The sequence below is a fragment of the Pantoea sp. paga genome, assembly GCF_007558755.1.
GTDB lineage: Bacteria > Pseudomonadota > Gammaproteobacteria > Enterobacterales > Enterobacteriaceae > Pantoea > Pantoea agglomerans.
The window spans coordinates 671,493-693,580 of the sequence record NZ_VLTF01000002.1 but is presented as its reverse complement, the minus strand read 5'-3'; the positions used below and the strand labels follow the sequence as shown (position 1 = coordinate 693,580).

20 protein-coding genes are annotated in these 22,088 nt (G+C 55.2%); 3 read left to right on the top strand and 17 right to left on the bottom strand.

Translation table 11 applies throughout. The annotated features are described in order from the left end of the window. Window positions 1-2: 2 nt before the first annotated feature. A complete protein-coding gene (locus FOV68_RS08955) occupies window positions 3-1,142 on the top strand; it encodes a glycoside hydrolase family 105 protein (RefSeq protein ID WP_069026066.1) in 1,140 nt (379 codons plus the stop codon). A gap of 54 nt (window positions 1,143-1,196) precedes the next feature. Here FOV68_RS08955 and ptsG read toward each other — a convergent pair whose 3' ends face one another. The 14 genes from ptsG to yceD all read right to left on the bottom strand — a co-directional run bounded on the left by ptsG (window position 1,197) and on the right by yceD (window position 13,405). Next, the gene (gene ptsG, locus FOV68_RS08950; protein ID WP_010669858.1) at window positions 1,197-2,633 is read right to left on the bottom strand and encodes a PTS glucose transporter subunit IIBC; all 1,437 of its coding nucleotides are present in this window, start codon (window positions 2,631-2,633) and stop codon (window positions 1,197-1,199) included. Window positions 2,634-2,922: 289 nt separating this feature from the next. After that, window positions 2,923-3,714: a metal-dependent hydrolase gene (locus tag FOV68_RS08945; protein WP_143990626.1), complete on the bottom strand. Its 792-nt coding sequence runs from the start codon at window positions 3,712-3,714 to the stop codon at window positions 2,923-2,925. 18 nt (window positions 3,715-3,732) lie between these two features. Next, window positions 3,733-4,722 carry a DNA polymerase III subunit delta' gene (gene holB / locus FOV68_RS08940; RefSeq protein WP_143990722.1) on the bottom strand — a complete coding sequence of 330 codons (990 nt, stop codon included), beginning with the start codon at window positions 4,720-4,722 and terminating at the stop codon, window positions 3,733-3,735. Beyond that, window positions 4,722-5,354 carry a dTMP kinase gene (tmk, locus tag FOV68_RS08935; RefSeq protein WP_033766939.1) on the bottom strand — a complete coding sequence of 211 codons (633 nt, stop codon included), beginning with the start codon at window positions 5,352-5,354 and terminating at the stop codon, window positions 4,722-4,724. The genes holB and tmk overlap by 1 nt, the downstream gene beginning before the upstream one ends. Then, window positions 5,344-6,363, bottom strand: coding sequence for a cell division protein YceG (gene yceG, locus FOV68_RS08930; protein ID WP_031592470.1), 1,020 nt, complete (start codon window positions 6,361-6,363; stop codon window positions 5,344-5,346). The genes tmk and yceG overlap by 11 nt, the downstream gene beginning before the upstream one ends. Next, window positions 6,360-7,175: an aminodeoxychorismate lyase gene (gene pabC, locus FOV68_RS08925; protein ID WP_143990625.1), complete on the bottom strand. Its 816-nt coding sequence runs from the start codon at window positions 7,173-7,175 to the stop codon at window positions 6,360-6,362. Before pabC ends, yceG begins: the two co-directional genes overlap by 4 nt. Window positions 7,176-7,266: 91 nt before the next feature. Beyond that, the gene (fabF, locus tag FOV68_RS08920) at window positions 7,267-8,508 is read right to left on the bottom strand and encodes a beta-ketoacyl-ACP synthase II (RefSeq protein ID WP_022625869.1); all 1,242 of its coding nucleotides are present in this window, start codon (window positions 8,506-8,508) and stop codon (window positions 7,267-7,269) included. 85 nt (window positions 8,509-8,593) lie between these two features. Then, on the bottom strand, window positions 8,594-8,830 hold the full coding sequence (gene acpP, locus FOV68_RS08915; RefSeq protein ID WP_003849865.1) for an acyl carrier protein: 237 nt from the start codon (window positions 8,828-8,830) through the stop codon (window positions 8,594-8,596). A 154-nt stretch (window positions 8,831-8,984) separates the two neighbouring features. Continuing rightward, entirely contained in the window at window positions 8,985-9,719 is a 735-nt protein-coding gene (gene fabG, locus FOV68_RS08910) for a 3-oxoacyl-ACP reductase FabG (RefSeq protein ID WP_010246337.1), read from the bottom strand. 10 nt (window positions 9,720-9,729) lie between these two features. Further along, entirely contained in the window at window positions 9,730-10,662 is a 933-nt protein-coding gene (gene fabD, locus FOV68_RS08905) for an ACP S-malonyltransferase (protein ID WP_010669852.1), read from the bottom strand. 16 nt (window positions 10,663-10,678) lie between these two features. Continuing rightward, the gene (locus FOV68_RS08900; RefSeq protein ID WP_010246341.1) at window positions 10,679-11,632 is read right to left on the bottom strand and encodes a beta-ketoacyl-ACP synthase III; all 954 of its coding nucleotides are present in this window, start codon (window positions 11,630-11,632) and stop codon (window positions 10,679-10,681) included. After that, the gene (gene plsX, locus FOV68_RS08895) at window positions 11,633-12,673 is read right to left on the bottom strand and encodes a phosphate acyltransferase PlsX (protein WP_039392475.1); all 1,041 of its coding nucleotides are present in this window, start codon (window positions 12,671-12,673) and stop codon (window positions 11,633-11,635) included. It lies immediately after the preceding gene. A 25-nt stretch (window positions 12,674-12,698) separates the two neighbouring features. Then, window positions 12,699-12,869 carry a 50S ribosomal protein L32 gene (gene rpmF / locus FOV68_RS08890; RefSeq protein ID WP_003849870.1) on the bottom strand — a complete coding sequence of 57 codons (171 nt, stop codon included), beginning with the start codon at window positions 12,867-12,869 and terminating at the stop codon, window positions 12,699-12,701. A 14-nt stretch (window positions 12,870-12,883) separates the two neighbouring features. Next, window positions 12,884-13,405, bottom strand: coding sequence for a 23S rRNA accumulation protein YceD (gene yceD / locus FOV68_RS08885; RefSeq protein WP_010246346.1), 522 nt, complete (start codon window positions 13,403-13,405; stop codon window positions 12,884-12,886). A gap of 140 nt (window positions 13,406-13,545) precedes the next feature. On the opposite strand from yceD, the gene FOV68_RS08880 reads away from it, so the two are divergent. Beyond that, entirely contained in the window at window positions 13,546-14,133 is a 588-nt protein-coding gene (locus tag FOV68_RS08880) for a nucleoside triphosphate pyrophosphatase (RefSeq protein ID WP_031592465.1), read from the top strand. Between the two features lie 11 nt (window positions 14,134-14,144). Here FOV68_RS08880 and rluC read toward each other — a convergent pair whose 3' ends face one another. Further along, window positions 14,145-15,101, bottom strand: coding sequence for a 23S rRNA pseudouridine(955/2504/2580) synthase RluC (rluC, locus tag FOV68_RS08875; protein WP_031592464.1), 957 nt, complete (start codon window positions 15,099-15,101; stop codon window positions 14,145-14,147). Between the two features lie 573 nt (window positions 15,102-15,674). On the opposite strand from rluC, the gene rne reads away from it, so the two are divergent. After that, window positions 15,675-19,115, top strand: a complete 3,441-nt coding sequence (rne, locus tag FOV68_RS08870; RefSeq protein ID WP_143990624.1) for a ribonuclease E — start codon at window positions 15,675-15,677, stop codon at window positions 19,113-19,115. Window positions 19,116-19,433: 318 nt separating this feature from the next. On the opposite strand, the gene flgL is transcribed toward rne, so the two are convergent. Both flgL and flgK read right to left on the bottom strand, forming a co-directional pair. After that, window positions 19,434-20,399, bottom strand: a complete 966-nt coding sequence (flgL, locus tag FOV68_RS08865) for a flagellar hook-associated protein FlgL (RefSeq protein ID WP_031592461.1) — start codon at window positions 20,397-20,399, stop codon at window positions 19,434-19,436. Window positions 20,400-20,413: 14 nt separating this feature from the next. After that, window positions 20,414-22,063, bottom strand: a complete 1,650-nt coding sequence (gene flgK / locus FOV68_RS08860; protein ID WP_010669846.1) for a flagellar hook-associated protein FlgK — start codon at window positions 22,061-22,063, stop codon at window positions 20,414-20,416. Window positions 22,064-22,088 lie beyond the last annotated feature (25 nt).

Genomic DNA, 22,088 nt, shown 5'->3' with positions numbered 1-22,088 from the left:
CCATGACTGTATTTCCCGTTAAACACAGCAAATTATTGTGCCAGCCCGAGCATCTGTTGCCACGCAGCGAACTGGTACAGCTGATTCAAAAGCTGACACAGAATCTGGTTAACATCACCGATGAGACAGGCGAATTTTTATTACGGCTGGACGATGGCCGGGTGATTGATACCAAAGGCTGGGCGGGTTGGGAATGGACACACGGCATCGGTCTGTATGGCATGCTGCACTACTATCAGCAGACCGGTGACCAGCAGACGCTGGCGATCATCGATGAGTGGTTTACGCAGCGTCTGGCAGAAGGCACGCCGACCAAAAATGTGAACACCGTTTGTCCTTTTCTGACGCTGGCCTACCGTTACGAAGAGACCAGGAACCCTGCCTGGGTGCCGGTGCTGGAGCGCTGGGCAGAATGGGTCATGTATGAGATGCCGCGTACCGAACAGGGCGGCCTGCAGCACATTGTCTATAACAATGAAAACCCACAGCAACTCTGGGACGATACGCTGATGATGAGCGTAATGGCGCTGGCTAAAATTGGCCAGTTGCTGAAGCGCGATGAGTGGATTGAAGAAGCGAGTTATCAGTTCCTGCTGCACACCCAGTATCTGATGGATCGTAAAACCGGCTTATGGTTCCACGGCTGGAACTTTGACGGCCGCCATAACTTTGCTGATGCACGCTGGGCGCGTGGTAACAGCTGGGTGACGATTGTCATTCCCGACTTCCTGGAGATGATGAACTGGCCTGAGCATCACGCTACCCGCCGTTTCCTGCAGCAGGTGCTGGAGACCCAGGTTAAAGCGCTCAGGGAGTGTCAGCACAGCAGCGGATTGTGGCACACCCTGCTTGATGATCCGCACAGCTACCCGGAAGCCTCCGCTACCGCCGGGTTTGCCTATGGCATTCTGAAAGGGGTTCGTAAGCGCTATCTGCCCGTGGAGTATCGTGAGGTGGCAGAAAAAGCATTGCGCGGCGTGATTGCCAATATTGATGATGATGGCGAGTTAAAACAGGTCTCCTTTGGAACCGCAATGGGCAAGGATCTGGATTACTACCGCACGGTTCCCCTGACCTCTATGCCCTATGGCCAGGCGATGGCCCTGCTCTGTCTGACAGAGTATCTGCGCGTTTACCTCTGAATCCCGGCCAAAAAAAAGCCCCGCTAAGCGGGGCTTTTTCATCGCTATAAATCATTACATGCTGCGGATGTAATCATCCATATCGGTTTTCAGGTTATCGGATTTAGTCCCGAAAATCGCCTGCACACCGGAACCGGCAACCACCACGCCACGGGCGCCGAGGTTTTTCAGTTCAGTCTGATCCACTTTCGCCACATCGGCGACGCTGACACGTAAACGGGTGATACAGGCATCCAGGTTGGTGATGTTCTCTTTACCACCAAACGCTGCCACCAGTTTTCCCGCCATCTCGGTACCGGTCGCGGTAGATTGCTCGCTGCTGCTGCTCTCTTCACGGCCTGGCGTTTTCAAATCCAGCTTCGCGATCAGTACACGGAATATGGTGTAGTAAACCAGACCATAGATGATACCAACAATCGGGAACAGCCAGATTTTACTGCTGTTGCCGCTCAGTACGATAAAGTCGATCAGACCGTGTGAGAAGCTGGTGCCGTCACGCATCCCAAGCAGAATACAGATTGGGAATGCCAGACCCGCCAGCAGCGCATGGATCACATACAGGATCGGTGCCACGAACATGAATGAGAATTCAATCGGTTCGGTGATACCCGTCAGGAATGCGGTCAGCGCGGCGGAGATCATGATACCGCCCACTTTGGCGCGATTTTCAGGCTTCGCTGAGTGCCAGATAGCAATCGCTGCCGCTGGCAGACCGTACATTTTGAACAGGAAGCCGCCAGAGAGTTTACCTGCGGTCGGGTCACCCGCCATATAACGCGGGATATCACCGTGGAACACCTGACCTGCCGCATTGGTGTATTCACCGATCTGCATCTGGAAAGGAACGTTCCAGATGTGATGCAGACCAAATGGCACCAACGCACGTTCAATTACGCCATAAATACCAAAGGCGACAACCGGGTTTTGATAGGCAGCCCACTGTGAGAACTCCTGAATCGCGGAACCTATCGGTGGCCAGATAAAGGAGAGCAGCACGCCGAGAATGATAGCTGCCAGACCGGAAATAATCGGCACAAAACGTTTACCGGCAAAGAAGCCCAGATATTCTGGCAGCTTGATGCGGTAGAAGCGATTAAACATGTATGCGGCAATGGAGCCGGCGATAATACCGCCCAGAACCCCGGTGTCGGCGAGGTGTTTAGCCTCGATCTCCGCCGCAGGCAGATGCAGCACCAGCGGGGCAACTACCGCCATGGTTTTCACCATGATGCCATAGGCAACAACCGCTGCCAGCGCCGAAACGCCGTCATTATTGGTAAAGCCCAGCGCCACACCAATAGCGAAAATCAGCGGCATGTTGGCGAACACCGATCCACCCGCTTCTGCCATCACATGCGAAACCACTGCAGGTAACCAGCTGAAATTGGCTGAACCGACTCCTAACAAAATACCGGCAATCGGCAGAACCGATACCGGCAGCATCAGCGATTTACCGACCTTTTGAAGGTTGGCAAAAGCATTTTTGAACATAGCGTGAAGCTCCTGAGTATGAGTGCATATTTGCGCAGTGCGCGTGGCAAAGAGGGAGGATTCTTTGCCGGGCTGGCGGTGACCGCCTTTTGATTTATTACGAAGGGTAAAATAATTCCCGATTTGTTACTTTGACGGGTATCACGTTTCGACAATCACAAGGGCGCACTTTACGAAATTTCTTACTGATCCGCACCAGTAATCGGCGATAAAAAGCTGACCCTGTCTGAAAAAACAGGGTCATATACGCAGGTTACAGATTAATTACAGAGGCTGAAATAATTGCTGATCAGGTGCCCAGCTGACTCATCGGGATATGAAACAGCGTGGAGAAGTTTTGGGTGGTGGTGGCTGCCAGCGTTTCTAAATCCACTCCTTTTAGCACAGCCAGATATTCGGCAACATCGCGCGTATAAGCGGGCTGATTCTCTTTACCACGGAAAGGCACCGGGGCCAGATAAGGCGAATCCGTTTCCACCAGCATCCGATCCAGCGGCACATAGCGTGCGGCTTCACGTAACTGCTCAGCATTGCGGAACGTGACGATACCCGAAAAAGAGATATAGAAGCCCATATCCAGCAGTTTTGCTGCGGTGGGCTGATCCTCAGTGAAGCAGTGCAGCACGCCGCCGCAACGTTCAACCTGCTCTTCACGCAGAATCGCCAGCGTATCTTCGCGGGCATCACGGGTGTGAACAATGATCGGTTTGTTCAGCGCAATACCGGTACGGATATGTTCCCGGAACGAGCGCTGCTGCTGATCTTTCGTTTCTGGCTGATAGTTATAATCCAGCCCGGTTTCACCCAGAGCTACCACCTGAGGATCGGCAGAGAGCCGACGAAACTCCTCAACATCATAGGCCTCTTCCTGATTCAGCGGATGCACACCGCAGGAGAGCGCTATATTTTTCCGTTCGCCGACCAGACTTTTAAGGGTATGAAAACCCGGCAGCGTGGTGGCGATTGCCAGCATAAATTTCACATCACGCGCCGCCGCTTTGGCGATCACATCATCCAGGTCACGATGGTTCTTTTCATAGTCCAGGCCATCAAGATGGCAATGGGAATCCACAATAAACATAATTACTCTCAGATAGGTTTAGCACACCTGCGCGGGCTTCTGTTTGTCCGCCCAGCTCAGAAGCTGATCGGTCAGCAATAATTCGCGATTTACCGATGCCACATGCAGTAGCTGCTCGCGACAGCGCATCCAGTCCTGGATGCTGCTGTTGAGCGCGCTGGCAGAAAAGTATCTGGCCAGCAACTGCACCACATCCTGACGATCGATATTACTCAGCCACTGACCTGCATGTTGCTGCCACTTCATTGCATCCAGCAGCAAAGAGAGCAGCCAGCCGATACGCGCTGCCGCGTCGTCGGCGTTCAGCGCAGGCAGCAGTTGCAGGATGTCCTGCTGCAACGCAGCGGACAGCGCATCGCAGAGCTTCTGTCGGGCCTGCCACGGCCCGTTTTCCAGCAGGCTTAGCGCCGCACCGGGTGCACCTGCGCTCAGACGCAGAGCCGCTAGCAGCATCTGTTCGTCGTGCGCAGCGTGCTTCTTCAGCCAGAGCAGGCTTTGTCCTTCGTCCGGCGGCGTCAGATGCAGCGCCATGCAGCGGCTGCGCAGCGTGGCCAGCAGGCGCGAGGGATCGCGGCTGCTGAGGAAGAACCAGCTGTTGGCTGGCGGCTCTTCCAGCGTTTTCAGCAGGGCGTTGGCCGCCGCTTCCGAAAGCTGCGCGGCATCCGGCAGCCAGACCACTTTCGCGCCGCCCTGCTGACCAAAGTGGTACATTTTTTCCGTAACCTGCCGCACCGCGTCGATGCCCAGGGTACTTTTGCCCTTCTCCGCCTCAAGCCGATACCAGTCAGGATGGGTATTGGCCTGCATCAGCTGGCAACCGTGGCACAGTCCGCAACTTTTCAGGCCATCCCGCTGCTGGCACATCAGCCAGCGGCTCATCCCCCAGACCAGCGCCTCATCGCCCATACCTGCCATCGCCTGGATCAACAACGCATGGTGAGCGCGATTCTCCTGATGCTGGCCAATCACCTGGCGATAAGGCTGATTCAGCCACGGATACCAGTTCATCACGCCTGCTCCGCCAGCCAGCCATCCAGCGCCGCCTGAAGTGACGCTGTCACATCGCCCAGTGATTGTGTGGCATCAATGGTGATGATGGTGGGGTCCTCCGCTGCCAGCGCCAGATAGCGCGCGCGGGTGCGTTCAAAGAAGCGCAATGACTCCTGCTCAATGCGATCCAGCTCACCGCGCGCACGGGCGCGTTGCAGACCGATGTCGGGTGTCACATCAAGATAGAGTGTCAGATCGGGACGGAAATCACCTAACACGGTATCACGTAGTGTCTGCATCAGATCGGCGTCAAGTCCACGTCCGCCCCCCTGATAAGCCTGAGAAGAGAGATCATGACGGTCGCCGATCACCCAGGCACCGCGAGCCAGCGCTGGTTTAATGACCGTTTCCACCAGCTGAACCCGCGCCGCATAGAGCATCAGCAGTTCCGCTTTATCTGTAACCTGCTCGCCCTCAATACCCTGCTTAACCAGCATCCGCAGCTGTTCTGCCAGCGGCGTTCCGCCAGGCTCACGGGTAAAGACCAGATCGTGAATGCCCCGGGCACGCAGCGTGGCGACGATGGCATCACGCGCGGTGGTTTTACCGGCGCCTTCCAGGCCTTCAATGACGATAAACTTACTGTTCATTTTTTTCCTTTAGCGTCTGCCGGTAAACCTGCACCGCCTTGTTATGGCTGGCAAGATTAGTCGTAAAGGTATGGCCGCCCTTGCCGTCCGCAACAAAGTAGAGATAGTTGGTTTTCTCGGGATGGGCCGCTGCCTGCAGGGAGGCTTTACCCGGCATGGCGATCGGACCAGGCGGCAGACCGTTAATGATATAGGTATTGTAAGCGCTGGCCGTTTCAAGATCTTTGCGGGTCAGCGTCCCGTTATAGCTGTCGCCCATGCCATAGATGACGGTGGGATCGGTCTGTAACCGCATACCGGTGCGCAGGCGGTTGATAAACACCGAGGCTACGCGCGCGCGCTCTTCGCTGACGCCAGTCTCTTTCTCAATGATTGAGGCCATGGTCACCAGCTCCTGTGGGGTTTTATAGGGCAGATTATCCGCCCGTCCCTGCCACACCTCATCAATGGTTTTTTTCATCCGCTCATGAGCGCGCTGCAGCAGCGCCATATCGGTGGTATTAGCCGTGTAGAGCCAGGTATCCGGGAAGAAGTTGCCCTCCAGCTGCTCAGGCTCCACTTTTAGTGCGCTGGCAAGGGTGGCGAACTGATCATCTTTCAGGGTATGCCGGATATAAGGCGCTTTGCGCAACTCACTCAGCCACTCTTTCAGCCGCTGGCCTTCCACGAACCGCACCGGGAACTGCGCCTCTTTACCGCTGGCCAGCAGCTGTAGCAGTGAGCGCACAGTCATGGTCGGCTCAAGGCGATAGGTACCCGCCTTGAAGGTCGCCAGTTCAGGTTCCAGACGCAGCAGCGCGCCAAACCAGATACTGTGCGGAATAATCTTCTGCTCTTCCAGCTGCGCTTCAAGTGCGACCCGGCCCGTGCCGGCAGGCAGCGTGTAGATCGTTTCCTGCTGCAGAGTTAACGGGGTGGCCGCAAACCGCTTAACCTGCCAGTAACTCAGCACAGCCGCGAGACCCACGATCGCCAGCAGGCTGACGACGATTTTTTTGCTTCGAATCATGATGCATCCATTATCTTTTCACAGCTTGCGCGCAACTGATTAAACAGCGAGCGCTCAGTAAACTCTACCGCTTCTATCTGTCGGACCGGCAGGACCGGCATCAGCGCGTTACATATCACCACTTCATCGGCGGCCAGCAACTGCGCCGGTTCGCTTTTTATTACCTGGCAAGCCTGGCCTGCGGCAGCAAGTTGCGCCATCAGACTCCGCCGCATAATGCCATCCACGCCCGACGCTGATAGATCAGGCGTGAAAATTTGCGAGCCCTGACGCCAGAATAAATTGGCCGCACAGCATTCCACCACCCAACCTTCAGTGTCAAGCACCAGCGCCTCGTCGGCGTCTGTCTGGTCAAGATGAGCTCTGATCATCACCTGCTCCAGACGATTAAGGTGCTTGATTCCGGCAAACTGTGGATTACGTGCCAGACGGATCGGGCTGAGTCGGAGTGACGCGCCACGCTGCTGTAAATCGGCGTAGTGTTGCGGCCAGGGCGCCAGCGAGACGATCCGCGTGGGTTCACCACAGCCGCGCCGGCTGTAGCCCCGCCCGCCACTGCCGGCACTGATAATCACTTTCAGCACCGCCTGGGTTTGTTGCTGCGCGGCCTGTCGCATTTCAGTCTCAAGCTGAAGCCAGTCGACGCCATCAATCCATAATCGCTCACAGCCCTCTTTGAGTCGCTGAATGTGGCTCTCCAGCAGCACGATTTTACCCTGACGCACGGCGGCGGTAGTAAAACAGCCATCGCCAAACTGCAGGCCACGGTCGCTGATGGCCAGCACCGATTGTTTTAACCCGTTAATCCACATGGTTCTCTCCTGAGCGTGACTCGTGATTTCAGCGCATTCTGCAGGATAAAAAAAGGCCCGCATCGCGGGCCTTTTTAGCAATCAACAACGATTACACTTTACGGAAGATCAACGAACCGTTGGTTCCGCCGAAACCGAAGGAGTTACACAGGGTGTACTCCAGACCGGGAACCTGACGCGCGGTGTGAGGCACGAAGTCGAGATCGCAGCCCTCATCCGGATTGTCGAGGTTAATGGTCGGTGGAACGGCCTGGTCGCGCAGCGCCAGAATCGAATAGATCGATTCAACCGCGCCTGCCGCACCCAGTAAGTGCCCGGTCATTGATTTGGTCGAGCTCACCATCACGCTGCTGGCTGCTGCCCCAAAGACCGATTTCACCGCCCGCGCTTCCGCTTTATCACCCGCTGGCGTGGAGGTGCCGTGCGCGTTGACATAGCCGATCTGCTCTGGCGTAAGCTGAGCATCGCGCAATGCGTTGATCATTGCCGCCGCGGCGCCTGATCCATCTTCTGGTGGTGAAGTCATGTGGTAGGCATCGCTGCTCATACCAAAACCTACGATTTCCGCGTAGATTTTCGCACCACGTTTCTTCGCATGTTCATACTCTTCGAGTACCACAATGCCAGCGCCGTCACCCAGCACAAAACCGTCACGATCTTTATCCCACGGGCGGCTGGCCGCTTGCGGGTTTTCATTACGGGTTGAGAGAGCACGTGCTGCGCCAAAGCCACCGACGCCTAATGGCGTACTGGCTTTCTCTGTGCCACCCGCCAGCATCACATCAGCATCGTTATAGGCGATGATACGTGCGGCATGACCGATGTTATGCACACCAGAGGTACAGGCTGTCGCGATAGAGATGCTTGGACCTTTCAGGCCATACATGATGCTGAGATGACCCGCCACCATGTTAACGATGGTTGAAGGCACAAAAAATGGGCTGATTTTGCGCGGGCCGCCGTTGACCAGTGAAGTATGATTCTCTTCAATCAGACCTAAACCACCGATGCCGGAGCCAATTGCTGCGCCCATACGGCTTGCATTTTCGTCGGTAACAACCAGACCACTGTCCTGCATGGCCTGCATACCGGCCACAATGCCGTACTGGATGAAGGCATCCATCTTGCGCTGATCTTTGCGCGAGATGTAGTCATCACAATTAAAATCTCTTACCAGACCTGCAAAACGTGTTGCATAAGCACTGGTATCAAAATGGTCGATCAGGGTAATGCCGCTCTGACCGGCAAGGAGAGCACTCCAGGTAGACTCTACGGTATTGCCGACAGGAGACAACATGCCAAGACCAGTCACAACTACACGACGCTTAGACACGTTCGTCCTCCAGGGAGGGGAAATAGGGAACTATGTGGGACAAACAAAAAAATCAGGCGGTCGAGCGACCGCCTGAAGATATTCATTAGCCTTTATGGCTATTGATATAGTCGATCGCTGCCTGAACGGTAGTGATTTTCTCAGCTTCTTCGTCTGGAATCTCAGTATCAAACTCTTCTTCCAGAGCCATCACCAGCTCAACGGTATCAAGAGAATCGGCACCCAGGTCTTCTACGAAAGATGCAGAGTTGGTGACTTCTTCCTCTTTCACACCCAGCTGCTCACTGATGATTTTCTTAACGCGTTGTTCGATATCGCTCATACTATTTAATTTCCTATCAAAACTCGCTTTCGCGATGGTTTTCGTAGTGTATAAAATGGTGAAAAAGATGCAACAAAATCCCGGCTGGTCGAACCACGATTTTGCATTATTTTGCGGTTCTAACCGCAAATAAAGCAAATCATTTCGTGATTTATCAGACCATGTACATTCCGCCATTGACGTGCAGCGTTTCACCTGTGATGTAGGCTGCTTCGTCAGAGGCTAAAAATGCCACAGCATTGGCGATTTCCTGAGCATCGCCTAAGCGACCCGCAGGAACTTCCGCCAAAATACCGGAACGTTGATCTTCGTTCAGTGCCCGCGTCATGTCAGTCTCAATAAAGCCTGGAGCCACGACGTTGACGGTAATGCCACGTGACGCGATTTCGCGCGCCAGTGATTTGCTAAAGCCAATCAAACCCGCTTTTGCTGCCGCATAGTTTGCCTGGCCCGCATTACCCATGGTTCCAACAACGGAACCAATGGTGATGATACGGCCCACGCGCTTTTTCATCATGGCACGCAGGACCGCCTTGGAAAGGCGGAATACCGATGTGAGGTTGGTATCCAGGATATCCTCCCACTCATCGTCCTTCATGCGCATGAGAAGATTATCACGCGTAATGCCTGCATTATTGACTAAAATATCCACTTCGCCAAATTCAGCACGAATATTCTCTAAAACAGTGCTGATTGAGTCAGCGTCAGTCACATTAAGTAACAGGCCTTTGCCCTTGTCGCCAAGGTAAGCACTGATGGCGTCGGCGCCACTCTGGCTGGTTGCAGTTCCTACCACTTTAGCACCGCGTGCCGCCAGTGTTTCTGCAATCGCACGACCAATGCCGCGACTCGCGCCGGTAACCAGCGCAACTTTACCTTCAAAGCTCATGATTTTCCTCTTATTCCTTACCGAGTGCAGCCGTCAGGGATGCAGTATCGTTAACGGCAGCCGCTGTCAGGCTATCGACAATACGTTTCGTCAGTCCGGTCAGGACTTTACCTGGCCCCATCTCCAGGAGCTGCGTCACGCCCTGTGCTGCCATCGCTTCCACGCTCTCGGTCCAGCGAACCGGGCTGTAGAGCTGACGGACCAGCGCATGGCGGATGGCTGCAGCGTCGGTTTCAGCTTTCACATCGACGTTGTTGATCACCGGTACCGCAGGCGCGTTAAAGGTGATGCTCTCCAGCGCCACCGCCAGTTTATCGGCCGCAGGCTTCATCAGTGCGCAGTGAGAAGGAACGCTGACCGGCAGTGGTAAGGCACGCTTAGCGCCCGCTGCTTTACAGGCGGCACCCGCACGTTCAACGGCTTCTTTGTTACCCGCAATGACCACCTGGCCCGGCGAGTTAAAGTTAACCGGTGAGACAACCTGGCCCTGCGCGCTCTCTTCACAGGCTTTACGGATAGCCGCGTCATCCAGGCCAATAATCGCCTGCATCGCGCCAGTGCCTTCAGGCACCGCTTCCTGCATCAGTTTGCCGCGCAGTTCAACCAGCTTCACTGCATCAGCAAAGTTAAGCACACCCGCGCAAACCAGCGCTGAATATTCACCCAGGCTGTGGCCGGCCATCAGGGCTGGCTGTTCACCGCCCTGCTGCTGCCAGACACGATAGATTGCTACGGAGGCGGCTAACAGTGCAGGCTGAGTCTGCCAGGTTTTGTTCAGCTCTTCAGCCGGACCCTGACTCACTAATTGCCACAGATCATATCCCAGCGCGTCAGAGGCTTCACGGAAGGTCTCTTCTACCAGCGGATAGGTTGCCGCTAATTCAGTCAGCATGCCCACGGTCTGTGAACCCTGACCGGGGAAAACAAATGCAAATTGCGTCATTTTTCGTTCCTGTCAATCAAAAGCGAACCAGCGCAGAACCCCAGGTGAATCCACCACCAAAGGCTTCCAGCAGAATAAGGTGTCCGGGTTTGATGCGGCCATCACGGACCGCTTCATCCAGTGCACTTGGCACCGATGCGGCAGAGGTATTGCCATGACGATCCAGTGTGACGACCACTTTATCCATGGTCATGCCGAGTTTTTTCGCGGTGGCGCTGATAATGCGCAGGTTCGCCTGATGCGGCACCAGCCAGTCCAGCATTTCACGATCGAGATTATTGGCCTGCAGCGTTTCATCAACGATGTGAGCCAGCTCGGTGACGGCAACCTTGAAGACTTCGTTGCCTGACATGGTGACATAAGCGGGCTGATCCTGATGCGCACGATCCTGATAAGGCAGCGTCAGCAGCTGTGAATAGCGACCATCAGCATGAAGATGGGTAGAGATGATCCCCTGCTCTTCGCTCTGACCCAGCACGACCGCGCCTGCACCATCGCCAAACAGGATGATGGTGCCGCGATCTTCCGGATCAAGTGCGCGTGCCAGGACATCAGCACCAATCACCAGAGCATGTTTCACTGCGCCATTTTTGATGTATTGATCGGCCACGCTCAGTGCATAGGTGAAGCCTGCACAGGCGGCAGCGAGGTCAAACGCCGCACAGTCTTTGATCTCCAGCATTTGCTGGATCATGCAGGCAGAGCTGGGGAAGGCATGGCTGGAAGAGGTTGTGGCGACAATAATCAGCCCAACATCGTTCGCTTCAATGCCTGCCATTTCAAGGGCGCGTTGCGCCGCACTGAATCCCATAGTGGCGACGGTTTCGTCAGGCGCAGCAATACGGCGCTCGCGGATGCCGGTACGGGTAACAATCCACTCGTCCGACGTCTCCACCATTTTTTCCAGATCGGCATTGGTGCGGATCTGGCTTGGCAGATAACTGCCCGTACCGATAATTTTGGTATACATCTAGGCTTTGTCACTCCTGGCTAATACAGCATCAAGGCGCGCAGCAATTCGCTCGGGAATTTGCTGCCTCACCGCCTGCTCTGCCTGTTCTATCGCCACAGCGAAGGCGTGTTGATTTGCCGCACCGTGACTCTTGATCACTGTTCCGCGCAATCCTAACAGACAAGCGCCATTGTACTGGTCAGGGTGGAGATGCCCGAAGCGCTTCGTCAGACGTTTCTGAATCCAGCGCCCCAGCAACTGAAGCCACCATGACCGTTTTTTACCTTCCCCTGATGACTTCAGCAGAGAAAGAAACATTCTTACCACGCCTTCCATAGTCTTCAGCGTGACGTTTCCGACAAAACCGTCACAGACCATCACATCCGTTTTACCGGTAAGCAGTTCGTTACCTTCAAGGTAACCAATATAGTTGATTTGCGGTGATTCTCGCAGCACTGCCGCGGCGTCGCGGATTGTTTCCAGCCCTTTGGTCTCTTCATGACCAATATTGAGCAACGCGACACGGGGCCGTGCAATACCAAGCACATGCTCAGCCATTACCGACCCCATTACAGCAAACTGCACCAGCATCGCACTGTCTGAGCCCACATTTGCGCCCAGATCCAGCACCACGGTTTTACCCTGTTGCTGGTGCGGTAAAACGGACATTAGCGCCGGGCGTTTAATGCCATCCAGCGGTCTTAATAAGAGTGTCGACAGCCCCATCAGCGCACCGGTATTCCCAGCGCTGATGCAGGCCTGTGCACGTCCCTCTTTAACCATCTCCAGTGCCACACGCATTGAGCTGCCGCGACTGTTGCGGATGGCCTGAGCGGGCCGCGCATCACTTGCAATAACCGATTCGGCAGGGATAACCTGCAAACGCCCCATCAGGGAGGAATCCGCTTTGGCAAGCAATGGCATGAGAGTGTCGGGGTGTCCGACCAGAAGAAGGAATAGTTCCGAATGAGAGGCCAGTGCCTGCAATGCTGCAGGCACTGTCACGCAGGGACCGAAGTCCCCGCCCATGGCATCAATCGCCAGGGTCAAACGTGTCAAGGTATCGCCTTGCTAAGCAAGAAACTTACTTAACGATAACCTTGCGACCGCGGTAGTAACCGTCCGCAGTGATGTGGTGACGCAGATGAGTTTCGCCAGAAACTTTATCTACTGACAGAGCAGCAGTGGTCAGCGCATCGTGTGAACGACGCATACCACGCTTAGAACGGGTGGGTTTATTCTGTTGTACGGCCATGGACCTTACTCCTATTACTTACGCTTTAAACTGGCTAATACGGCAAATGGATTTGGTTTCTCCACCTCTGCAGGCAGTTTACCAAAGACCATGTCCGCCTCGGACACTTCACAGTGTTCAGAATCGTGCACCGGAACGACCGGCAGCGCGAGAATAATTTCATCCTCGACAACCGCCAGCAGATCGATCTCACCAAACTCGTTGACATCGACCGGCTCGTACGCTTCCGGCAATGCCTCGGCCTGCTCTTCAGAAGAGACAGGGCTGAAGCAGTAACTCACTTTTACGTGATGAGGAAAGGTCTGGTTGCAGCGCTGGCAACGCAACGTCACTTGTACTTCAGCAGTACCCGTCAGTACTGCCAGACGTTGGTTATCAACCGCAAACGACATGGCACAATCCACATCACTGTCCACACTAACGACCGACTCGGCCACACGCTCCACCTGTACAGATGTGTAGACACCCTGATAATCAAGGCGCTTCTGAGCAGTGCGGACAGGGTCCAGCGTTAGGGGTAATTTTACCTTTTGCATAGGGCGCGCATATTAACTTTGTAATGTCATAGAGTCAAAGAAAAAGGCCGTTAAACAGCATCTTTCAACCACTATTCGCATCCAGTGCGGCGCACAGTTTAAAATGACTGTCACCAATTCGCTATCACTATTGAAAAAAAATGACGCCATCGATTCTTTTAGCTTCAACCTCGCCCTTTCGGCAGGCATTACTGCATAAACTGGGCCTGCCTTTTATTACCGCCGCGCCTGAGGTTGATGAGTCACCCCAGCCCGATGAGACCGCAGAAGCACTGGTGACCCGTCTTGCCGTGGCTAAAGCGCAGGCACTGGCAAAAACGTATCCCAGCCACTGGATAATCGGCTCCGACCAGGTTTGCGTGCTGGATGGCGCAATCGCCGGTAAGCCTCATACCGCTGAGAATGCGCGGGCGCAACTGCGTGCCGCCAGCGGAAAAGCCATTACCTTTTACACCGGTCTGGCGCTATTTCATCCGGTCAGTGGCACGCTGCTGCACTGCTGTGAGCCCTTTGTGGTTCATTTCCGCACGTTAACTGACGCTGAAATCAACGGCTATGTGGAAAAGGAGCAGCCGCTTCAGTGTGCGGGCAGTTTTAAAAGTGAAGGTCTGGGGATTTGTCTGTTTGATCGGCTGGAGGGACGCGATCCCAATACGCTGGTCGGGCTGCCGTTGATCGCGCTCAATGAGATGTTGCAGCAGGCCGGCATCAATCCTTTAACGAACTGATGCCGGAGAGATTACGCTTTCAGCTGACGCAGCTTAAGCAGGCATTGCTTCAGGCCATCATCCAGTGGCGCTTCGACCCGCATCACTTCACCAGTGCCGGGATGCGTAAAGGTCAGCGCCGCAGCATGCAGGAACAGGCGTTTTAAACCGGTTGCCGCCAGCTGACTGTCAAACTCACGTTCTCCGTAGCGATCATCGAAGGCAATGGGATGCCCGGCATGCAACGTATGGACGCGAATCTGATGGGTACGACCGGTGACCGGGCTCGCTTTCACCAGCGTGGCAAATTCGAACCGCTCTTCTACTTTAAAGCGGGTTTCTGAGGCTTTGCCTTCGCTGCTGACGCGCACCACGCGCTCACCGCTCTGCAGGATGTTTTTCAGCAGCGGCGCCTGAACCACCTTCAGGTGTGACGGCCAGTTGCCGCGCACCAGGGCCAGATAATCTTTCTGCATCCCCTTTTCACGCAGTTGCTCATGAAGGGAACGCAGCGCCGAACGCTTTTTAGCGACCAGCAGAATACCGGAGGTATCACGATCCAGGCGATGCACCAGCTCCAGAAAGCGTGCTTCCGGCCGCAGGGCACGTAACCCTTCAATCACCCCGAAGCTGAGTCCGCTACCGCCATGCACGGCTGTGCCGGAAGGCTTGTTCATCACCAGCAGCGACTCATCCTCAAACAGGATGGCATTGGCCAGTGAAGCCACTTTCGCCAGTTTGGGGGAAACGGCATCTTCATCGCGTTCCGCTACACGAACCGGCGGAATGCGCACCTCATCGCCCTCCTCCAGCTTATATTCTGGCTTGACGCGCTTTTTATTCACCCGCACCTCGCCTTTGCGAACGATGCGATAAATCATGCTTTTGGGCACACCCTTGAGCTGGGTGCGCAAAAAGTTGTCAATGCGTTGTCCGGCATTTTCAGCCGTGATGGCGACAAAATGTACGCCGGGATTCTCTGTTTTCATGGCGGCGATTCTAAATAGTGTCCCCTGATAGCGCCACCCCTTTTTCTGTGCTTAACTCTGGAGTTGATGTGACGGCAGGTCGCCTCTCTGCTGGCTTTTTCAGCAAAGCGCTGTTTTGTCCGACACATTAGCGATTTAGATATAAAGAAACTTCACAAGCTGGCTAAAGTCGCCTTGCTATATGAAGGTTAGCAATGGAATAATGCTTGAGTTTCTTGCCTGTTGCATTTCAGGGCAGAAAAAGAGCGAAATTGTCATTTTGCCGGATTGAGCAGACACGCAGCAATGGCGTAAGACGTAATGCGAAATCAGGCACTTAGCGGGCTGCGGGTTGCGGCCTGGACAACAGTATGGGATGCACGGGTTTTCTTTATTCTCTCAGGCATTTCCACTATCTGGTGCTGTTTTCCCTTATGAAAAACAGGCCACCGACGTTATTTGCGCCCCTCGCGCGGTCGACAGCCGTGAGGTTGACGACATTGCACTAAGTCACGGGGCCATCGGTTGATACTCGTCCAGGGTAACTATGCCCGCAGCTGTAATCACTCATGAAAGAATAACGAGTAAGTCACGATGAAAAGAATGTTAATAAACGCAACTCAGCAGGAGGAGTTGCGCGTTGCCCTGGTTGACGGTCAGCGTCTGTACGATCTGGATATTGAAAGTCCTGGACACGAGCAGAAAAAAGCCAACATTTACAAAGGTAAAATCACTCGCATTGAACCCAGCCTTGAAGCTGCGTTTGTCGATTACGGCGCAGAGCGTCACGGTTTCCTCCCGTTAAAAGAAATATCCCGCGAATACTTCCCCTCCAGCTATAACGCGCATGGTCGTCCGAATATTAAAGACGTGCTGCGTGAAGGTCAGGAAGTCATTGTTCAGATCGATAAAGAAGAACGTGGCAATAAAGGCGCTGCGCTGACCACCTTTATCTCTCTGGCGGGCAGCTATCTGGTACTGATGCCGAATAACCCACGTGCAGGCGGTATCTCTCGCCGCATCGAAGGTGACGATCGTACCGAACTGAAAGAAGCCCTGTCGGCGCTGGAACTGCCGGAAGGTATGGGCCTGATTGTCCGTACTGCGGGCGTCGGTAAATCAGCCGAATCGCTGCAGTGGGATTTAAGCTTCCGTCTCAAACACTGGGAAGCGATCAAGAAAGCCGCTGAAAACCGCCCTGCTCCGTTCCTGATCCATCAGGAAAGTAACGTAATTGTGCGTGCCTTCCGCGACTATCTGCGTCAGGACATCGGTGAAATCCTTATCGATAACCCGAAAGTACTGGAACTGGCGCGTCAGCATATCGCTGCGCTGGGCCGTCCGGACTTCAGCAGCAAAATTAAGCTCTATACCGGTGAAATCCCGCTGTTCAGCCACTATCAGATCGAATCGCAAATCGAATCCGCTTTCCAGCGTGAAGTCCGCCTGCCTTCCGGTGGCTCGATTGTGATCGACAGTACCGAAGCGCTGACCGCTATCGATATCAACTCAGCACGTGCGACGCGCGGCGGTGATATCGAAGAGACCGCGTTCAACACCAACCTTGAAGCGGCCGATGAGATTGCTCGTCAGCTGCGTCTGCGTGACCTGGGCGGCCTGATCGTTATCGATTACATCGATATGACGCCGGTACGCCATCAGCGCGCGGTTGAGAATCGTCTGCGTGAAGCTGTCCGTCAGGACCGCGCCCGCATTCAGATCAGCCACATTTCACGTTTCGGCCTGCTGGAGATGTCCCGTCAGCGTCTGAGCCCGTCATTAGGTGAATCCAGTCATCACGTCTGCCCACGCTGTAGCGGCACCGGCACCATCCGTGATAACGAGTCACTGGCGCTGTCGATCCTGCGTCTGATTGAAGAAGAAGCGCTGAAAGACAACACCAAAGAAGTTCACGCCATTGTTCCGGTTCAGGTGGCCTCTTACCTGCTGAATGAAAAACGTGAAGCGGTTAACGCTATTGAAACACGCCAGGGTGGCGTGCGGGCTATCATCGTTCCTGACGACAAGATGCAGACCCCACACTACTCCGTGCTGCGCGTGCGCAAAGGCGAAGAGACGCAGACCCTGAGCTATCATCTGCCGAAGCTGCATGAAGCCGAAATGGCGATGCCGTCGGAAGAGGAACATGCTGAACGTCGTCGTCCTGAGCAGCCTGCTCTGGCCGCGTTTGTGATGCCTGATGCGCCTCCTGCACCGGTAGAAGTTGAGCCAGAAGCGCAGCGCGCTGAAGCCCAGCCGGCCGCAAAAGCAGCACCTGCTGTGGCTGCGCCTGCTACCGTCAGCACCGGCTTCTTTGGCCGTCTGCTTGGTGGCCTGAAAAAAATGTTCGCAGGCGAAGAAGCCCCTGCCGCCGCACCAGTGGCCACTGAGGTTGCAGAACCTCAGAAAGCGCCTGAAAGCGAGCAGGAAAACGGCAATGGCCGTGGCGAGCGCCGCAGCAATAATAACAACCGCCGTAACAATAATCGTCGTGAGCGTACGCCGCGTAACGGAGATAACGCGCAGTCGCGTGAAGGCCGTGAACCACGCGAAAACCGTGAGCCTCGTGAAAACCGCGAACCTCGTGAAAGTCGTGAACCGCGCGAAAGTCGCGAGCCACGTGAAAATCGCGAGCCGCGCGAGGGTAACGATAATCGCCGTAACAAGCGTCAGTCCCAGGCTGGTGAAGTGCGTGAAGAGCGTCCGGCACTGAGCGAAGAAGCACGTCAGCAGCGTGATGAGCAGCAGCAACAGCGCCGTGAACAGCGTGCTGAGCGTCAGCGTCGTCGTCAGGAAGAGAAACGCGCCGGTGAAGAAGCTGCCAAAGTGGCTGAGCAGCAGGTAGTGGTAGCCGACGTTCCGGACGTGACCGAGCCGCAGGATGATGAGCGCGTACAGGTTATGCCGCGTCGCAAGCCGCGTCAGCTGAACCAGAAGGTGCGTGTTGATGATAACCGTCCACCTATGCCAGCCGAAGCCAGCGACTTTGCCCAGCCGGCTGAAGTGCGTCAGCCTCAGCAGACAGAGGTGGCTCAGCCGCAGCCTGAGTTCCAGGCACCCCAGGGTGAAGAGCAGGATGACAACGACAACCGTGATAACGCCAATATGCCGCGTCGTTCACGTCGTTCGCCTCGTCATCTGCGCGTCAGCGGACAGCGTCGTCGTCGTTACCGTGATGAGCGTTATCCGACTCAGTCAGCAATGCCGCTGGCCGCTGCAGCTGCATCACCAGAGATGGCATCCGGTAAAGTCTGGATCCGTTACCCGGTGAGCCAGGCCAGCGAAGAGCAGGTTCAGAATGTGACTCACGAGACGCCAGCGTACAACCGCGAAGAGACAGCAGACGCCGCGAGTGCGCTGCCTGTTGCTGCCGCTGTTGAATCTGTTGCTCAGGAAGCGCCAGTGCAACAGGCCGAGCCGCAGGCAGAAACGCCAGTGCCGGTCGTGAATACTGACGATACCCGTGCTATCGACGCGCCGGTTGACGAGCAGCCTTCCGTTGTTCCGGCGGCAGATGAAGCAAAAGCGGAAGCGGTAGCAGCCGAAGCCGTGCCTGCTGAGCCTGTCACTGAAGCGCCGGTTGTGACACCAGCGGTTGAGACTGCACAGCCTGCAGCGGTTGCAGAAGAAGCACAGCCTGTGGAGGTTGCTGAGCAATCGGCTACCGACGTCAGCGAAGCGATCGCAGCAGAAGTTGAAGAAGTTCTGAATGCGCCGGTCGCTGCTGAAGCTGAAACAGCGCCTGTTCGTGAACCTCATGCTCCGGTAGCCGCACGCGATGTCGCCCCTGAAGCACCGGTGACTGCGGCCGAACCTGTTGTATCAGTACCTGCAACTGCCTCAGTGCCGAATGACGGTACGCGCTGGAAACATTTTGCCTCTGCGCCGATGACTAAAGCACCTGCGCCAGTCTGGCAGTCAGAACCGGCACCACATAGTGACTGGGTGCGTGCACCTTATGAGTTCGACGGTCGCGGTTCTGCAGGTGGTCATAGCGCCACACATCATGCCACTGCCCCGGCGACCAAGCCGTAACGCATAAGCTGTTGTGAACTGAACCCCGGCCTGCAAGCCGGGGTTTTTTTATGCCTGCGATTCTGCCCGCCAGCGGACAGAGGATAATTAACCTCCCCTCCTCGTTTATCAGGAATCAGGAATCAGGAAAGTGTGTGCGTGAAAGCGTAAAAGCAGGACTGCCATGCGAGCAGCCTGCGATGTAAATCAACCCGGTTTAATTTCTATCACTCCCGCCACCGGCTGAATCGCAGGCAAAAAAATCCCACCCTCCTTTAGCGGGAGGGTGGGAAAAAGTAAGCGTATCCGGTTAAAGTACGCTCAAAATTTCAGGTCAGACTACGAGTTCATCTGGAACAGCGACATCTTAGACATGTCGGTAAAGGTCTTATAGGACGCCTGTAATGCCGTCTGCTGCATGGTGTAGTTAGAAGCCGCTTCGGTTAAATCGACGTTAACCAGGTCACTCATCTGCGAACTGTAAATCACGCTACGGTCATCGCCCTGGGCATTCAGCGTATCGATCTCTGAAAGCTGGGTACCAATCTCAGAACGCACGGTTAAGACATTATTCAGCGAGTTACCCAGGCCACGGTTGGTTTTATCCATCGCCGCCTGGAAGGTCTGTTTGGTTGCGGCATCAGCATCATCCTGCGGCACTTTCAGTGCAGCAATGGCGCTATCCAGCATCGTAAACACATTCGTTTCGCTGGCGCTGCCATCCGGCTCTTTGGTGGCATTGCCGGAGATCGCCATAAAGATATTGTCACCGGTATGGCCCACGGTCATCGTACGGCTGGTATCGACCTTCTGAGTGATCGCATCGGTGCCGCCTGCGTAACCGACGCCGGTGCCAGCCGCATCCACAAATGGCGCGCTGTCAGTTTTATAACCGGCAAAAATATAGCGGCCATTGGCATCCTGGCTGTTGGCCTGGTTCAGCAACTGGGCGCGGATACCCTCCAGCTGGGTAGCAATCGAACCACGGTCATCGTCGCTCAGCGTACCGGTTGAACCGTTGACGATCAGCCCTTGCGCAGCAATGATCCCATCGGTGACGCCTTTCAGCGTATTCTCTTCCAGTGACAGACCCTGCTCGGCAAAGGTACGCGCCAGCTCATACTGCTTGCCCTGCTGCTGGGTTTGAGACAACACGACAGCACGAGACGCGGCAATCGGATCGTCCGAAGGATTATTCACACGGCGGCCGCTGGAAAGCTCCTGGCCTGATTTCAGCCAGGAGGCCTGTGAGTCAGTGATGCCGCGCACCTGCTGCTCAAAAATCATATTGGTACTGATTCGCATGTTATCTCCTGCCCTTAGCGAATATTGATCAATGCATTAAACACGGTGCTGGCAGTCTGCAGCACCTGCGCATTAGCCATGTAATATTGCTGATATTTGGTCAGGTTGGCGTACTCCTCATCGAGGTTTACCCCAGAGACCGATTGCTGGCGCTGGGTCAGCTGGCTGACCACGCTTTTCTGAGTGGTGCTGGTAGTTTCCAGTGAACTGGTTTTGTTACCCACACTACTGACGATGGTGGCGTAGGCCTGAGACAGCGTGGCGTTGCCGCCGACCAGTTTCACATCCTGCAGATTCAGCAGTTTTTGCGCATTACGGTTATCACTCTCACCGCCTACGGCACCCGCGGCGGCCACCTGCGATTCACTGGTGATCGCGACTGACATATCGTTGATGGCGTTCTGGACCGGCTTCACCAGGAAACTGTCTTTGGCAGCAGGTGCAGGCGTGCCAGCGACGGTCAGTTTCAGGCCGTCAAAGCTCAGCGTGGTGTTGCCACTGGCATCGGTACCTGGCGTGATGGTAACGGCCGTACTGTCTGAGGCGCGGGTCGCGGTCCAGTTATTGCCGTCATAACTCACGGTGTAGTTGGACGCTTTCAGTGCACTGGTATCGGTCCACTCAGCGGTGACGGACGCGGCGGTGCTGTTTTTACTGTTGCCCACCACGATCGGGCTGCCGATATTAAAGAAATCGACGCCCTGATTGCCTTTGCTATCAAAGCCCTGCTTGTGAACATCGTTGAAGCTGGTGGTAAACGCCGCCGCTAACTGACCCAGCTGGTTCTGTGCCAGATCCAGATCCTGAGTACGGAACGCCAGCAGACCGCCCAGTGAACCGGTGGTAATCAGCTTTTCCGGGATCTCGACGTTGCCCGCCTGTTTATCGACATAGCCGATGGTAGTGCGTGTCGGATCGCTGCTGGAGGGCATCGCCACCAGATCGTGAGATTTGTCGCCGTTCACCAGCGTCAGGCCATTGGCCATCGCGACCGTGTAACCGCCATCCTGCTGCGATACCGTCACACCAACCACGTTATTCAGGGTATTCACCAACTGATCGCGCTTATCGAGCAGATCGTTAGGTGCGGCACCGTTTGCCGTGCTCAGTTTGCCAATCTGTTTGTTCAGATCGGCAATCTGGCTGGTAATGGTATTGACCTGCTTGATGCTGGAATCGACATCGGCGTTGACGCTGTTCTGCATATTATTCAGGTATTGTGCTGACGTCTGGAACTGGCTGACCAGCCCCTGCGCATTGCTGAGCATCGACTGACGCGCCGACGGATCGTTGGCGTTGCTGACCACGTTCTGCAGGTTGGTAAAGAAGCCCTGCAGCGACGTCGACAGGCTGGTAGTCGAGGTCGACAGCAGATCGTCAATGTTAGAAATCTGGCTGTGCTGGGTGCTTACCGCGCTGTAGTTCGCGCTGGAACCGCGCAGCTGCGTAGCAATAAACGCATCATATTCACGTTGTACACCGGTGATATTCACGCCGTTACCATAATAGCTATTGCCCTGCAGGGTACTGTTCGCCTGCGCCAGTACCGTGGTCTGACGTGAATAGCCCGCCACGGTGTAATTGGAAATGTTGTTACTCGTGGTGCTCAGAGCGGCCTGCGCGGCACTCAATCCGCTCATCGCGGAGTTAATTATGCTGGACATCTCGGTTCCTTACGTTCCCCGTCAA